Annotated in this window: 11 protein-coding genes and 1 tRNA gene; 10 read left to right on the plus strand and 2 right to left on the minus strand. The window is 42.1% G+C overall.

Annotated elements, in window-relative coordinates:
• Nucleotides 1-53 precede the first annotated feature (53 nt).
• Nucleotides 54-130: transfer RNA gene (locus GVX98_RS03535), tRNA-Met, on the plus strand.
• Between the two features lie 117 nt (nucleotides 131-247).
• On the opposite strand, the gene GVX98_RS03540 is transcribed toward GVX98_RS03535, so the two are convergent.
• Complete coding sequence (locus GVX98_RS03540) at nucleotides 248-1,873, minus strand: NAD+ synthase (protein ID WP_004982772.1); 1,626 nt, start codon at nucleotides 1,871-1,873, stop codon at nucleotides 248-250.
• Between the two features lie 203 nt (nucleotides 1,874-2,076).
• Between GVX98_RS03540 and GVX98_RS03545 the strand changes: the two genes are divergently transcribed.
• The 4 genes from GVX98_RS03545 (at nucleotide 2,077) to GVX98_RS03560 (ending at nucleotide 6,195) form a co-directional block, all read left to right on the plus strand.
• Nucleotides 2,077-2,583, plus strand: coding sequence for a type IV secretion protein Rhs (locus GVX98_RS03545; RefSeq protein ID WP_151835868.1), 507 nt, complete (start codon nucleotides 2,077-2,079; stop codon nucleotides 2,581-2,583).
• Between the two features lie 183 nt (nucleotides 2,584-2,766).
• Nucleotides 2,767-3,723, plus strand: coding sequence for a metal-dependent hydrolase (locus GVX98_RS03550; protein ID WP_159127276.1), 957 nt, complete (start codon nucleotides 2,767-2,769; stop codon nucleotides 3,721-3,723).
• Nucleotides 3,724-3,738: 15 nt separating this feature from the next.
• Nucleotides 3,739-4,584 (plus strand): SDR family oxidoreductase, encoded by an 846-nt coding sequence (locus tag GVX98_RS03555; protein ID WP_159127277.1) that lies wholly within the window; start codon nucleotides 3,739-3,741, stop codon nucleotides 4,582-4,584.
• An 18-nt stretch (nucleotides 4,585-4,602) separates the two neighbouring features.
• Nucleotides 4,603-6,195: an NAD(P)/FAD-dependent oxidoreductase gene (locus tag GVX98_RS03560; RefSeq protein ID WP_159127278.1), complete on the plus strand. Its 1,593-nt coding sequence runs from the start codon at nucleotides 4,603-4,605 to the stop codon at nucleotides 6,193-6,195.
• A 148-nt stretch (nucleotides 6,196-6,343) separates the two neighbouring features.
• Here the strand turns inward: GVX98_RS03560 and gltA are convergent, their stop codons facing one another.
• On the minus strand, nucleotides 6,344-7,618 hold the full coding sequence (gene gltA / locus GVX98_RS03565; RefSeq protein ID WP_004695551.1) for a citrate synthase: 1,275 nt from the start codon (nucleotides 7,616-7,618) through the stop codon (nucleotides 6,344-6,346).
• Between the two features lie 1,027 nt (nucleotides 7,619-8,645).
• On the opposite strand from gltA, the gene sdhC reads away from it, so the two are divergent.
• From sdhC to GVX98_RS03590, 5 genes are all read left to right on the plus strand, one after another.
• A complete protein-coding gene (gene sdhC / locus GVX98_RS03570) occupies nucleotides 8,646-9,044 on the plus strand; it encodes a succinate dehydrogenase, cytochrome b556 subunit (protein ID WP_005400408.1) in 399 nt (132 codons plus the stop codon).
• The gene (sdhD, locus tag GVX98_RS03575) at nucleotides 9,044-9,409 is read left to right on the plus strand and encodes a succinate dehydrogenase, hydrophobic membrane anchor protein (RefSeq protein ID WP_004695554.1); all 366 of its coding nucleotides are present in this window, start codon (nucleotides 9,044-9,046) and stop codon (nucleotides 9,407-9,409) included. Before sdhC ends, sdhD begins: the two co-directional genes overlap by 1 nt.
• 12 nt (nucleotides 9,410-9,421) lie before the next feature.
• Nucleotides 9,422-11,320: an FAD-binding protein gene (locus tag GVX98_RS03580; RefSeq protein ID WP_010327291.1), complete on the plus strand. Its 1,899-nt coding sequence runs from the start codon at nucleotides 9,422-9,424 to the stop codon at nucleotides 11,318-11,320.
• Between the two features lie 14 nt (nucleotides 11,321-11,334).
• Nucleotides 11,335-12,045, plus strand: coding sequence for a succinate dehydrogenase iron-sulfur subunit (locus tag GVX98_RS03585; protein ID WP_004982744.1), 711 nt, complete (start codon nucleotides 11,335-11,337; stop codon nucleotides 12,043-12,045).
• An 804-nt stretch (nucleotides 12,046-12,849) separates the two neighbouring features.
• Nucleotides 12,850-15,672 carry a 2-oxoglutarate dehydrogenase E1 component gene (locus GVX98_RS03590; protein WP_062034018.1) on the plus strand — a complete coding sequence of 941 codons (2,823 nt, stop codon included), beginning with the start codon at nucleotides 12,850-12,852 and terminating at the stop codon, nucleotides 15,670-15,672.
• Nucleotides 15,673-15,676: the final 4 nt, after the last annotated feature.

Below are 15,676 nucleotides of genomic sequence, written 5' to 3' on the forward strand. Positions count from 1 at the left end.
GGGTGGGGCTTGACGGGTGTTTAATATGTATAGATAATGCCCCCACAGTTTACGGCTATGTAGCTCAGTTGGTTAGAGCACCGCACTCATAATGCGGGGGTCACAAGTTCAAGTCTCGTCATAGCCACCATTTTAAAAGACCAAGCTCTCAGCTTGGTCTCTTTTTTTGTGCTTAAAAAATAGATTTGAATATGTCGATATAAAAAAGCCCAAACACATGTTTGGGCTTTTTTATTGGAGAAAGTGCTTATACGCCAGCTTTCCAGCCATTTATGATAGGGTAGCGACGTTCACGGCTAAATGCACGTGAGCTGATACGCGGACCAATTGCGCCTTGGCGACGTTTGTATTCATTGAAATCGACCAAACGAATTACTTTTGAAACCATTTCAGCATCAAAGCCTTTGGCAATGATGTCATCTTGGCTCATATCTTCTTCGATATAGGCATACAAAATGGCATCCAGTACATCATATGGCGGTAAAGAGTCTTGGTCTTTTTGATCTGGACGTAGCTCTGCTGAAGGTGGGCGAGTAATCACACGCTCAGGAATCACAGGCTTGTCTGAAATGCTGTTACGGTATTTCGCAAGTTCAAACACAATGGTTTTATACACATCTTTCAGTACGGCAAAACCACCGACCATGTCACCATAGAGCGTGCAATAGCCCACCGCCAATTCTGATTTATTGCCTGTAGACAGGACTAAATTACCAAATTTGTTGGATAAACCCATTAGCAGTGTACCGCGGGCACGCGCTTGTAAGTTTTCTTCAGTTGCATCCGCAGGGCTGTTGCCAAAAAACGGATAAAGCGTTTGCATAAAGCTGTTCACAATCGGGTTGATTTCAGCAATCCCAAAAGTCACCCCCATACTCTTCGCTTGTTCAGCTGCATCTTCTACACTGATTTGAGCGGTATAAGTATATGGCATCATTACGGCTTGGACTTTATCGGCGCCAATCGCATCGGCTGCAATGGCAAGAGTTAGAGCTGAGTCGATTCCGCCTGATAAACCCAAAATCACCCCAGGGAAACCTGAGCGCTGTACATAGTCGCGAGTCGCCATCACTAAGCTTTGATAAATCTCTGCCATAGTGTCTAAAGCAGGCGGCAGCGCATTGGCCTTAAAGGCTTGTTGTTCTGCTTCGTATTCAGCGAAATACAGAGACTCTTTAAAGCTTTCAGCTTGAAGTACAACTGAACCATTTTTGGCAATCACGAAGCTTGTACCATCAAAGATCAGGTCGTCTTGACCGCCGACTTGGTTGGCATAAACCAAGTTGAGGTTCATTTGTTTTGCCAGTGCAGACATGGTTTCAACGCGGTGCTGTGGCTTACCGACTTCATATGGTGAAGCATTTAAGACCAAAGCCGTTTCTACATTGAGCTGTGCCAGTTGTTGTACTGTTGAAAGTGACCAAACATCTTCACAAATCAACACACCAAACTTATGTCCCATATATTCAAAAACAAGATGTTGATGCCCTTCGGTGAAGTAACGCTTTTCATCAAACACGCTATAGTTTGGCAAGTTTTGTTTGTTATACACACCCAAAACTTGTCCATCTTTCATGACCGCAGCGGCGTTGTAGCGTTGACCGTCTTCAGTTTGGTTGACAAAACCAAAGACCATCACAATGTCTTTTACTGTTTTAAGTTGTTCAAAAACTTGTTGCGTGCGTTTGGTTAGGCTAGGACGTAGAAGTAAATCTTCTGCTGGGTAACCAATGCTCGAAAGTTCTGGAAAAATAATTAAATCAGCATTTTGTTTTTTTGCTTCATTGGCCTGCTCCAACATTTTTTGGGCATTTGCTTCAAGGTTGCCAATGTGCGGAGAGAACTGTGCAAGTGCAATTTTAAAACTTTTCATTTCCAACTAAATCCTATACCTATAGGGATATACACGACGATTGAGTTTGTTATAGCTATAAGTTCTACGTGGTGTAAGTGACGATAAACAAATAGAAGTATTAATCAATAATAAGTGCGAATACTATATACGAAATGCGATTTTTTTTAAGGGATATTCTAAAAAAAATCCGTAAATGTCCTTAAAAAGAACAAATTATTCTAATGTCTTTATGGAGTGTGATTGTGTGGTTTCAACCGCTTTTACAAAAAATACAGCAAAAGTTTGAACTTAAAAATCGGCCCTTGACTGAAGGGGAGCAAAAGCTCGCCAGCAGCATTTTTGGGAACAGTCTGAACATGGATTCGGTTCGAATTATCGCGCATCGGGCAGTGCTGCCTCATTATGCGATTAGCCCCAATGGACATGTCTATTTTAATATCAAAGACTGGTGCGAAAATTTTGCCGATCAATCCATTCATCAACAAGCCTGGTTGATTCATGAGCTAACGCATGTTTGGCAAATTCAGCAGGGACTCGCTGTAGTCCGTAAGGCACTTTTTAACCGTCAATATCGCTATGCATTAAAACAAGGGAAGCAGTTTTTAAGCTATGGCATTGAACAGCAGGCGCAAATGGTGCAAGACTATTTTCTCAAAAAACACTATGGCGAAGAGTGCTCAGCCTATGAGCAGTGCATTCCTTTTGTGGCACACAAAGCCTCGTTCTGACCCCGATAGATAAATCTGTGGAGTGATTGTTAGACAACAGATTTTAAAGTCATAAATTGCAAATCATTTGAAGAAAAATGCCAGTGGCATGGGGGAAGCGGACTCTTATTTTGAATGCAAAGCACAGGTAAAAATCGTGAGATTGAGCCTGAAAAATGAGCTAAAAATAAGAAGGAATGTCCTATGCGTATTGCTCTTCCATTGAAAGGTAAAGCCAGCCAAATTTTTGCAGGACCAGTATTCAATGCTGAAAAACAGTCTGCGATTATTCCGATTCGGCATATGAAATTTGACTTTGAAGCTGAGAAAATTGATCCCAAATTTTACTTAAATGCAGAGCTAGCGAGTGCTTACTTTGCATCACTCTCGATCTTTCTGACCTATGGTGAAGACTTGGTGATTGATACCGCCCGTTATCACCGCGATTTCCTCTCAGACCCTGTATTAAAACAACGTGTGACTTCTTTAATTGGACAGGAGGCACTGCATTCAAAGCTACATGAAGAATTGAACGATACTTTTAAACAGGTTGATTTACCCGTTGGTATTTTTCGCTATTTAGCTGAAATCGTTTTTGACTACGGTTTTAACCGCTTACCGCAGCCGATGAAATTGTCTTTGATGGCAGGCATTGAACATTTTACTGCAGTGCTGTCTGAATACATGATGAACCATGAAGAGATTTTCTTCGATTCTCAAGATGAAAAGCAACGGGCGATTTGGATGTGGCACATGCTAGAAGAATCTGAGCATAAAGACATTGCGTATGATGTGTTTCAATCACTTTCCAATAACTATGCCTTACGTATTGCAGGCTTTTTTCCAGCCCTTATCACCATTTTGCTGCTAATTTCCGTGGCGTCAGTTTTTGTCCCGTTTTATCGCAAACCGTCTAATTTGGTGAGCCTTAGTTATTGGAAGGATGTGCCGCGCAGTTTCGGCCTCTTGTTTGGGCTGAAACGAGGTGTTTATGGCAGCAGTTGGATGCATATTTTTGATTATTTACGTCCAAGTTTTCACCCGAATGACTATGACACTTCTGCATTTTTAGATTATTACAAAGAACGTTTACTACATCCTGAAACAGGAGTGTTAGCCCCCTATTTCACCAAAGAATTTACTCCAGTACTTAAATCATAAAAAGGAGGTTATGACATGGGACTGTTGAGTAAAAAAAATAAACCAAGTCAAAAGGCCTACGCAGTTGTAACGGGCGCAGGCAGTGGAATTGGTCGTAGCTTTGCACTGGAACTGGCAAAGCGTGGTGGTGATGTCATCTGTGCAGATATTGATTTGAGCTCGGCACAGGAGACGGTAGATTTGATTCAGTCGATGACATCTTCGTCAGCCTATGCGGTGCATTGTGATGTTGGATTAAACGAATCTGTATACGCTTTGGCGGAGCAAGCGGAACAGCTTTTGGGACATCCTGTTACTTTGCTCATCAATAATGCCGGAGTTGGGCTAGGTGGTAAGTTTGATGAGGTGTCGCTGGAGGATTGGCAATGGTGTATGCATGTCAACCTGTGGGGGGTGATTCATGGTTGCCACTACTTTGTACCCAAATTTAAACAGCAAGGTTTTGGTGCCATTATCAATGTGGCATCGGCAGCGGGCTATACCGCAGCCCCTGAAATGACAGCGTACAACGTGACTAAGTCTAGTGTTTTGGCACTATCAGAAACCTTAGCTTCAGAGCTTCAGGCTTATAACATTGCAGTCAATGTACTGTGTCCAACCTTGGTACCGACCAATATTATGAAGAATGGGCGTTTGCCAAGTCGCTATTCTGGACTGGCTGACAAACTGCTGATGAACCATGCGTTTACCACCAGTGATGCTGTAGTCAAAAAAACATTAAATCGCTTAGATGCAGGCAAGCTTTATACCATTCCACAACCCGATGCCAAATTGTTTTGGTGGATGAAACGCGCATCGCCAAGCTTATACGTCAAGCTTTTAGGTTTGGGGTATCCACTGTTTAATCAAATCACAAAATAAGAATAGAGAAAAATGAATATGGAAATGCAATTAGAGATAGAGCAAGCAGATGTGCAAGCGCCGTCTGATCAAATGCGAGATCAAACTACCACGTCAAAAAGTACGGAAGCTCAACCTAAGCAGACCCGTAAAAAGGCTGTGCTTCGTCCTAAAGCTGTACATACTTACGATACCATTGTTGTAGGGGCTGGGATTTCGGGCATTGCTGCGGCTTATATAATGAAACAAGTCGGCTATCAGGACTATCTGGTTTTAGAAAAAGCGGATAGGGTCGGCGGTACGTGGCGTGATAATAATTACCCTGGTTGTGGCTGTGATGTACCTTCGGCGTTGTATTCATTTTCCTTTGCACCTAGTCATCAATGGAGCCATTTATTTGCGAAACAACCTGAAATTTTATGTTACTTGGAACAGGTGGTTGAGCAGTTTGAGCTGCAAGATAAAATCCGTTTTCAGCATGAGTTGCTCAGTGCAAAATGGAATGAAGAGGCAAGTATTTGGCAACTCGAAACTTCTCAAGGGGCATATCAAGCACGAACCGTGATCTTTAGCACAGGGCCGATTACAGAACCGTCCTTACCTAAAATTAAAGGGATAGAGGGGTTTAAAGGAGAAATGTTCCATTCAGCCCGTTGGAATCATGATTATGACTTAACGGGAAAGCGGGTTGCAGTCATTGGAACTGGCGCATCGGCAATTCAGTTTATTCCACAAATTCAGCCGTTGGCGAAAGAGTTGATCGTATTTCAGCGGACTGCACCGTGGGTTTTGCCCAAAGCGGATATGCAGCTCAATACTACAGTGAAGTCGCTGGTGGCCAAATTCCCGATGATTCAGCAAGGCTGGAGGAACAGTGTTTCCAGTATTTTAAATGGGATCAACTTTGGTCTGCGTCATCCGTCACTGCTTGAGCCAGTCAATGTTTTAAGCCGTCAATTATTAAAATTGCAAATACAGGATGACTCCTTACGTAAAGCCGTAACGCCTAACTTTTCGATCGGCTGTAAGCGACTTTTATTTGCCAATAATTATTATCCAGCACTGCAACAAGACAATGTCACGTTGTTGCCACAAGGTTTGGTCGAGATTGATGAGCAGAGTGTCATTGCGGCAAATGGGGAGCGATTTGAGGTCGATGTCATTATCTGGGGAACTGGTTTTGAAGTGGCACATCCTCCGATTGGCCAACGTGTATGGGATGCTCAAGGTGAGCGATTGGCCGACCTTTGGAAGGGCAGTTCTCCAGAAGCGTACTTGGGGACAAGTTTGGAAAATGTGCCGAATGCCTTTTTGGTATTGGGGTCAAATATCTTGGTCTATGACTCTTTTATTGGCATTGCTGAAGCGCAGATTCAGTACATTGTAGATGGTCTACTAAAAATGAAGCAGCAAGGCTTTAAACGTATGATGGTGAAACGAGATGTTCTACGTTATCACAATGCCAAGGTGCAAACCCATTTGAAAACCACAGTATTTAACCGAGGTGGTTGCTCAAGCTATTATTTAGATCAAAATGGGCGTAACTTCGCGGCTTGGCCGTGGTCCTTGGCCGAGTTAAAGCAACGTTTATCTGCGCTTGAGCTAAAGCACTACGAGGTTATTGAGGCTTAAAGTAGCTTCATTAATAATAAAAAAGCCTGAGTCTGTCCAGGCCTTTTAATACTTTAAGTGCGTCATTCATGGATTGCAGGTTTAGAGTTTAATATATAAAAAAACCACCCATGCGGGTGGTTTTTTTTATCTATCAACGCATACCGAATTAACGGTTGATGTCGCGTTGAACTTCGCCAGTGTAAAGCTGACGAGGGCGACCGATCTTGTACGGACCGCTGTGCATTTCTAACCAGTGGCTGATCCAACCAACAGTACGTGCAAGCGCGAAGATTACTGTAAACATTTCTGTCGGGATACCAATCGCTTTAAGGATGATACCTGAGTAGAAGTCTACGTTCGGGTATAGGTTACGTTTGATGAAGTATTCATCAGAAAGCGCGATACGTTCAAGTTCCATAGCAAGAGCAAGCTGTGGATCGTTGATGCCAAGCGCACCAAGAACTTCGTCGCAAGTTTCTTTCATTACTTTCGCACGTGGATCGAAGTTTTTGTACACACGGTGACCGAAGCCCATGAGTTTAACTTCTTTAGTTTTCACTTTTTCCATGAAGTCAGCAACATTTTCTACAGTGCCGATTTCATCAAGCATCTTAAGAACAGCTTCGTTCGCGCCGCCGTGAGCAGGGCCCCAAAGTGCTGAGATACCCGCAGCGATACATGCATATGGGTTCGCGCCAGTAGAACCAGCTAAACGTACTGTAGACGTAGAAGCATTCTGTTCGTGGTCTGCGTGAAGCGTGAAGATACGGTCCATTGCTTTAGCAAGGATAGGATCTACTTTGTAATCACGGTCTGCTGGAGTAGCAAACATCATGTATAAGAAGTTTTCAGCGTAGCTTAAGTCGTTACGTGGGTAAACAAATGGTTGACCTACAGTGTACTTGTAGCTCCACGCAGCCAAAGTAGGTACTTTAGCAATTAAGCGGATCGCTGTAATTTCACGGTGATCAACATTTTCGATGTCTAAGTTGTTATGATAGAACGCAGAAAGCGCACCAACTACACCAACCATGATCGCCATAGGGTGAGCATCGCGACGGAAACCATTGAAGAAGCGGCTAACTTGATCGTGAACCATGGTGTGGTTACGAACTTTAGCATCAAATACTTCTTTTTGTTCAGCTGTTGGAAGCTCGCCATTGAGAAGTAAGTAGCAAGTTTCTAAGTAGTCAGCTTTAGTTGCTAACTGGTCGATTGGGTAGCCACGGTGTAAAAGCACACCTTTGTTACCGTCGATGAAAGTGATTTTAGACTCGCATGCAGCAGTAGCCATAAAACCAGGATCAAAAGTGAAGTGACCTGCGGCCAATACATCCTTAACGTCGATTACATCTGGGCCCAATGTGCCGCTGTAAATTGGTAATTCAATTTCTTTGCCATCAAGCTGTAAAACGGCTTTTTTGCCAGTTGCTTCAGACATTCAATAGATCTCCTGTCCTGGTGAATGATTTATCTGACTCGAAATACTCATCTTTTAATGCACGAATCAGACGGATTAAAAATTTGCTCTAAGAGTAGAGAGTGCTGAAATTTTGTCAATTATACTTATGGATAAAATGATGACTTCCGAAGTTATAGTTAAGATTTAATCCATTAAAATTTGCATAAAATCACAGCACCGACACACTATAATAAGTTAATTCAAGGAGCAAGTGCATAAATAAAAAATGTTGCTGGCGCAATTGTAAGCAGTTTTATATTGAAAAAAGCGCTTGAAAAGAAACAGAATTCAAGTCGTCATATATTTACATTTATTATGATTCTCGTAACTTACGCATCATTTTAAAAAGAAAATGCTGCTTTCGTAGTCATTGTTAAAAACAATAAGTGACTCAAAAAAAATGATTTAATTGTATAAAAAATAGCTTATTTGGTATTTCGAAAACGATATATAAGTCACTTTTTTTATTTATACGGATGTGAAAAAATTGTTTTAATTAAAATTTATTACGAGATATTTCAATCTTGTAGGGGATTAATCTGTTGCACCAACATCATGCATATTTATGCCACTATATTAAAATAAAATAATGAACATTTTATATATAAATAAAAAATGCTTAAAATAATGCAGTGAAATTAGCCAGTTTTAAAAACAAGACTTTTTTGTGCATCTTTAGTCTAAAGTCGAATTTTACCGTTTTTGTATAAATTTTAGCGCTTGAATTTGGTGTTTATTTTATAAAAACCAACCATATAGCTGAGATTTGAAGCTAAAGTGTTGTAGCGCAAGGTATTTATCTATGTGTTAATGATTCTTATTTAAAGAATTTTTATGCAAAAAGGCCAAGGGCATTGTTTGTATTTTGATAGTTCACGTCTTATAATTCAGTGTCGTTTTAAGTTCAAACGCTATTTAATTTAGAGTTTTAAAGTAGCTGCTGAACAATGCCAGCTTTCCTTCGAATTAATTCCAACAAACTCCGGATGGAGTTTTTACTTACAGGATGCCCGCTGTGAAAAGCAACAGACCTGTCAATTTGTCCATGGGTCAAGTTTTAGAAGTAAACTTAAAATCCCCTGTGGCTATTGCATCAATCTTACACCGTCTATCAGGTGTCATCGTATTTTTACTCGTACCGGTACTTCTATGGATCTTAGACAAGTCATTGTCTTCGCCTGAAGGATTTGCTCAAGTTCAGGCTATTTTTAATAGCTTCATTGTGCGTTTTGTCGTATGGGTATTTGTAGCCGGCTTAATTTTCCACTTTATTGCGGGCGTTAAGCACTTACTTGCAGATATCGGTATTGCTGAAGAACTGCAAAGTGGTCGTATCGCAGCTACTATTTCATTGATCTTGTCTGCAATCGGTATCGTTGCGGCATTTGTATGGATTGTTATCTAATGAAAAGTGCTACTGGTTTAACGGGTTCAGGTTCTCGCGATTGGTTTATCCAACGTGTAAGTGCTGTCGTATTAGCGGTTTATACAGTTGTTGTTTTAGGTTGGATCCTATGCAATGGCGGTTTTAGCTATGAACAGTGGTACGGCTTTATGATGACAGCTCCAATGAAGATTTTATCTTTATTGGCCGTCTTATCTCTTGTTGCACATGCTTGGATTGGTATGTGGCAGGTATTCACGGATTATGTGACTACTCGTCAAATGGGTCCTTCAGCTTCAGGTTTACGCCTTGTACTGACTTCAGCAGTAATTATTGCTGTATTTGCATATGCGATCTGGGCAATCCAGATTTTTTGGGCGAATTGATAGGAATAGATCATGGGCGCTATAACCCCTAAAGAAGATTACACAAATATTCCACACGAAACTTTCGATGCTGTTATCGTTGGTGGTGGTGGTTCAGGTATGCGCGCGTCTTACCAACTTGCTCAAGCTGGTTTGAAAGTTGCTGTTTTAACTAAAGTATTCCCAACTCGCTCGCACACAGTTGCAGCGCAGGGTGGTATTGGTGCATCTCTTGGTAACATGCAAGAAGATAATTGGCACTACCACTTCTACGACACTGTTAAAGGTTCTGACTGGTTAGGCGACCAAGACGCGATCGAATTTATGACGCGTGAAGCGCCACAAGTGGTTTATGAGTTAGAGCACTTGGGTATGCCATTTGACCGTAACGCAGACGGTACGATTTACCAACGTCCATTCGGTGGTCACTCTGCAAACTACGGTGAAAAAGCGGTTCCACGTGCATGTGCTGCTGCTGACCGTACAGGTCACGCACTTCTTCACACGCTTTATCAAAGCAATGTGAAAATGGGTACGCAATTCTTTGTTGAGTGGATCGCGCTTGACCTGATTCGTAACGAAGCAGGTGATGTTCTTGGTGTAACAGCAATTGACCAAGAAACAGGTAAAATTGCAGTATTCCAAGCCAAAGCGACATTGTTTGCTACAGGTGGTGCGGGTCGTGTTTACCGTGCATCAACCAATGCTTATATCAACACTGGTGACGGTCTTGGTATGGCGGCTCGTGCAGGTATTCCATTGCAAGATATGGAATTCTGGCAGTTCCACCCAACGGGTGTTGCTGGCGCAGGCGTATTGTTAACTGAAGGTTGTCGTGGTGAAGGTGCAATCCTTCGTAATGATGCTGGCGAGCCATTCATGGAGCGCTATGCACCAACTTTAAAAGATTTGGCACCACGTGACTTCGTATCACGTTCTATGGACCAAGAAATTAAAGAAGGTCGTGGTTGTGGTCCGAAGAAAGACTACATCTTGCTTGATATGACGCACTTGGGTGCTGAAACGATCATGAAACGTCTTCCATCTGTATTCGAGATTGGTAAGAAATTTGCGAACGTTGACATCACCAAAGAGCCAATTCCAGTTGTACCAACAATTCACTACCAAATGGGTGGTATTCCAACGAATATCCACGGTCAAGTGGTTGTGCCTGAAGGTTCTGAAACTGAAGCATTTGCAGCACATTATGACAAAGATAGCGATATCTATTCGACTAATGCGGGCGATCGTAACTTTACGAAACCTGTTAAAGGCTTCTATGCAATTGGTGAATGTTCTTGCGTGTCTGTACATGGTGCAAACCGTTTAGGTACGAACTCGCTACTAGACTTGGTTGTATTTGGTAAAGCTGCGGGTGAGCACATCATTGACTACGTGACTAAACATCACGGTGATGAATACCAACCGCTTCCTACGACTGTGCTTGAGCAAACTGTTGCACGTATCCGTAAATTGGATGATTCAACAACTGGTGAAAATGCCCAAGAAGTTGCAGATGCAATTCGTGACATCGTTCAAGACCATGCTGGTGTATTCCGTACAACTGCACTTCTTGAAGAAGGTGTGAAGCAGATTCTTGCGATTGAACCGCGTGTACGCAATATTCACTTGAAAGACAAATCTAAAGTATTTAACACTGCGCGTGTAGAGGCTTTAGAAGTTGAAAACTTGTATGAAGTGGCTAAAGCAACATTGATCTCAGCAGCAGCTCGTAAAGAGTGCCGTGGTGCGCATACGGTTGTAGACTTTGAAGAGTCGCCAGATCATCCAGCTTACCCATATGGTCGTCGTGATGATGAGTGGATGAAGCACACATTATGGTTCTCTAGCGATAACCGTCTTGAGTACAAGCCAGTACGTTATAAGCCATTGTCTGTTGCTGCAATTCCACCTAAACCACGTACATTCTAATTGGGAGAAGTAAGATGAGTAGAGGTACTCGTACATTTAATATCTACCGCTACGATCCTGATAAGGATGCAGCGCCGTACATGCAAACTTTCAAGTTAGAGTTGACTGATAAGCACCGTATGTTGCTTGATGCGCTTCTTGCATTGAAAGTACAGGATGAATCATTAACATTCCGCCGTTCATGCCGTGAAGGTATTTGTGGTTCGGATGGTGTAAACATCAATGGTAAAAATGGTTTAGCGTGTCTTTGGAACCTAAACGACTTACCAGAAGTGATCACAGTTCGTCCTTTACCTGGTTTGCCGGTGGTTAAAGATTTAGTTGTGGATATGAATCAGTTCTACGATCAGTACAACAAAATTCACCCATTCTTGATCAACAACCAACCTGCGCCGCCAAAAGAGCGTTTACAGTCTCCTGAAGAGCGTGAACACTTAGATGGTTTATACGAATGTATTCTTTGTGCATGTTGTTCAACTTCATGCCCATCATTCTGGTGGAACCCAGACAAGTTCTTGGGTCCTTCAGCATTGTTGAATGCATACCGTTTCATCATTGACTCTCGTGATACAGCAACTCAAGAGCGTTTGGCTCGTCTAGACGACCCATTCTCGCTATTCCGTTGTAAAGGTATTATGAACTGTGTATCAGTGTGTCCTAAAGGTTTGAACCCAACTAAAGCAATCGGTCACATCCGTAACATGCTTTTAGATGCTGCGGGTTAATCTGTAGGCTGATTTATCAGTTAGAAAAAGCACACCTATAGGGTGTGCTTTTTTATTTTATAGCGAGATTTTTGCTGTAAAAAATAAAGTTGAGTGAAAGCGTGAGCTTGGCACTATTTTTGTTTGTGATAGGTGGCTTTTGTATAAATTGCACCAGATTGGTGAAAAGCGCGGCGATTTAAAACAAATGTCATAAATAAGTGCAAGTATGAGTCTGCAAAAAAAGTTATGAAGATGTTAATATGGATGTTGTTGATGGGGAGGGCATATTGAAAGATGATGCTCTCTTTTCGTATGTGTTTTTTGGAGTAGACTTTGGTCTACGTTGAAACTCGGTTTTATTTAAAGCACCATATATTAGATGAAATTTTGATATGTGTATTTCGCCAATTTATGAAAGGTATGTGTCAAAAAAATCAATTGAAATATGGGGAGTATGTTAAAATTTTTGCACGTTTATATTTAAAAAATGCGCGCTAAATATGTACATTAATTCAACATTTAAGCCGCATTAGAGCGAGTATAAATGAAGGGTTAGTCGCTTTAGAAAAAATAATGCATCGCCTTATTTTTTCTAAGTCGATTTGCAAAAAATTGCTCGGTTTTGGCCGGGTATGAATGAGTGATGATGCCGCTGAGGGCGTTATGATTCATTGTCACATTGGGTAATTCTAATGTAGTGATAACGCCTCATGGCATCCGCCTTATGGGGACTAATGTCATGTTACCAATTTGACATTACTAATCATGGGTTCGCTTAAAAAGCATCCTGAAATGTTTTTGCAATAGGAAATGGGTCCACAAATGCAAGAAGTTGCTGACGCATTGCGTCTTGACACTGAACTTTCCGCTGATAGTGCAGCGTATATTGAAGAACTTTATGAGCAGTACTTGGCTGCACCAGACTCAGTAGAAGCTGACTGGCGTGCATACTTCGATAAATACCCGAAAGGTGATCAACCACACAGCAATGTACGTGAGCAATTCTTATTACTAGGTCGTAATTCAAGTCGTGTTCAAGCAGTGGTACAAAGTTCTGTTAGTACAGAACATGAACGTCGTCAAATTGGCGTACTACAACTGATCGCAGCGTACCGTAACCGCGGTCACCAAAAAGCGAAGCTTGATCCTTTAGGTTTGGCAAAACGTGAAATCGTGCCGGATCTTGACCTTGCTGCACATGGCTTAACCCAATCTGATTTCGACACTGTATTCAATACAGGTAATCTTTTGATTGGTAAAGATGAAGCAACTCTAGGTGAAATGGTTCAAGCCATGGAAGCAACGTACTGTGCTTCAATTGGTGCAGAATACATGCACATTGTTGATACCAAAGAAAAACGTTGGATTCAACAACGCCTTGAAGGTGCACGTGGTCAATTCAACTTCACTGCAGAACAGAAAAAACACGTATTAGAGCGTTTGACTGCGGCTGAAGGCCTAGAAAAATTCCTAGGTAATAAATACGTTGGTGCAAAACGTTTCGGCGTGGAAGGTGGTGAATCTTTCATTCCAATGGTTGATGCTTTGATTCAGCGTGCAGGTTCTGTAGGTTGTAAAGAAGTGGTCATTGGTATGCCTCACCGTGGTCGTTTGAACCTTCTTGTAAACATCATGGGTAAAAACCCAGCAGACCTATTTGGTGAGTTCGAAGGTAAGAGCTTACATAAAAAAGGTTCTGGTGACGTTAAGTACCACCAAGGTTTCTCTTCAAACGTAATGACTCAAGGTGGTGAAGTTCACTTGGCATTGGCGTTTAACCCATCACACTTAGAAATCGTCGGCCCTGTGGTTGAAGGTTCAGTACGTGCACGTCAAGTACGTCGTAAAGATATTGGTGGCGATGATGTATTGCCAGTAATTGTTCACGGTGATGCTGCATTTGCAGGTCAAGGTGTTAACCAAGAAACCTTCCAAATGTCACAAACACGTGGCTATACAGTGGGTGGTACGGTTCATATTGTGGTGAATAACCAAGTTGGTTTCACAACATCTGATCCACGTGATGCGCGTTCTACAGAATACTGTACGGACATCGCGAAAATGATCCAAGCACCGATTTTCCATGTGAACGGTGATGATCCTGAATCAGTATTGTTTGTTGCGCAATTGGCACATGACTTCCGTCATACTTTCCGTAAAGACGTTGTCATTGACATGTTCTGTTACCGCCGCCGTGGTCACAACGAAGCGGACGAGCCAGCTGCAACTCAGCCAATGATGTATCAAGTCATCAATAAGAAAACGACAACGCGTGCGCTGTATGCAGACCAATTGGTTCAAGAAAGCGTATTAGACCGTGCTAAAGCGGATCAAATGGTTGAAGACTACCGTGCTGATTTAGAAGCAGGTAAGCACGTTGCAAATGCATTGGTACTTGAACCAAATACAAAAATGTTTGTAGATTGGGCACCGTACTTAGGGCATGACTATACAGACGTATGGGATACCACATGTTCTGAAGATCGCTTAAAAGAGCTTGGTCGCAAAATGCGCGAGCTTCCTGAAGGTTTTGTGATGCAGCGTCAAGTTGCAAAAGTGATTGATGATCGCTTAAAAATGCAAACTGGCGAAATTCCATTGAACTGGGGTGCTGCAGAAACTTTGGCTTATGCATCTATTTTAGATGATGGCTATTTGGTTCGTTTGACTGGTGAAGACGTTGGTCGTGGTACCTTCTCACACCGTCATGCAAAACTGCATAACCAAGTGGATGGTTCAACGTACATTCCACTTTGTCATATCAAAGAAAATCAACCACGTACTGCTATTTATGACTCATTGTTGTCTGAAATGGCGGTGTTAGGTTTTGAGTATGGTTATGCAACGACTCTGCCTAAGAGTTTGATCATTTGGGAAGCACAATTTGGTGACTTCGCAAACTGTGCACAGGTGGTAATCGATCAGTTCATCGCATCAGGTGAAACCAAGTGGGAGCGTGTGTGTGGTTTAACCTTACTTCTTCCTCACGGTTTTGAAGGTCAAGGTCCAGAGCACTCATCTGCACGTTTAGAGCGTTTCTTACAGCTATGTGCTGAAGACAACATGCAAGTGATGACACCGACTACGCCTGCACAGATTTTCCATGCTTTACGTCGTCAAGCGATTCGCCCAATTCGTAAGCCAATGATCATTATGTCACCGAAGTCTTTACTTCGTCACAAGCTTGCAACGTCTACTTTAAGTGAACTTGCAAACGGTACATTCCAAACTGTGATTGATGAAATCGACAACATCAACAAAGCAGACGTAACCCGTTTAGTGCTTTGTGGTGGTAAGGTTTACTATGACTTGCTTGAGAAACGTCGTGAGCAAGAGTTGAATAACACTGCAATCGTTCGTATTGAACAATTGTATCCATACCCTGAACAACGTATTGCTGAAGTTCTTGCTCAATATCCAAACGTAAAAGACATTGTTTGGACGCAAGAAGAGCCGAAGAACCAAGGCGCTTGGTTATTTATTGCTCCTCGTCTATATGATGATGTAATGAAGTCGGCTAAACCAGTACGTATCAGTTATGCAGGTCGTGAAGCTTCTGCTGCACCGGCTTGTGGTTCACCATATTTGCATGCAAAACAACAAGCTCAGCTCGTAAATGACGCTTTAGCGATCGTAGCTGAATAACAGG

Source organism: Acinetobacter sp. 8I-beige (assembly GCF_902505955.1).
Lineage (GTDB): Bacteria > Pseudomonadota > Gammaproteobacteria > Pseudomonadales > Moraxellaceae > Acinetobacter > Acinetobacter johnsonii.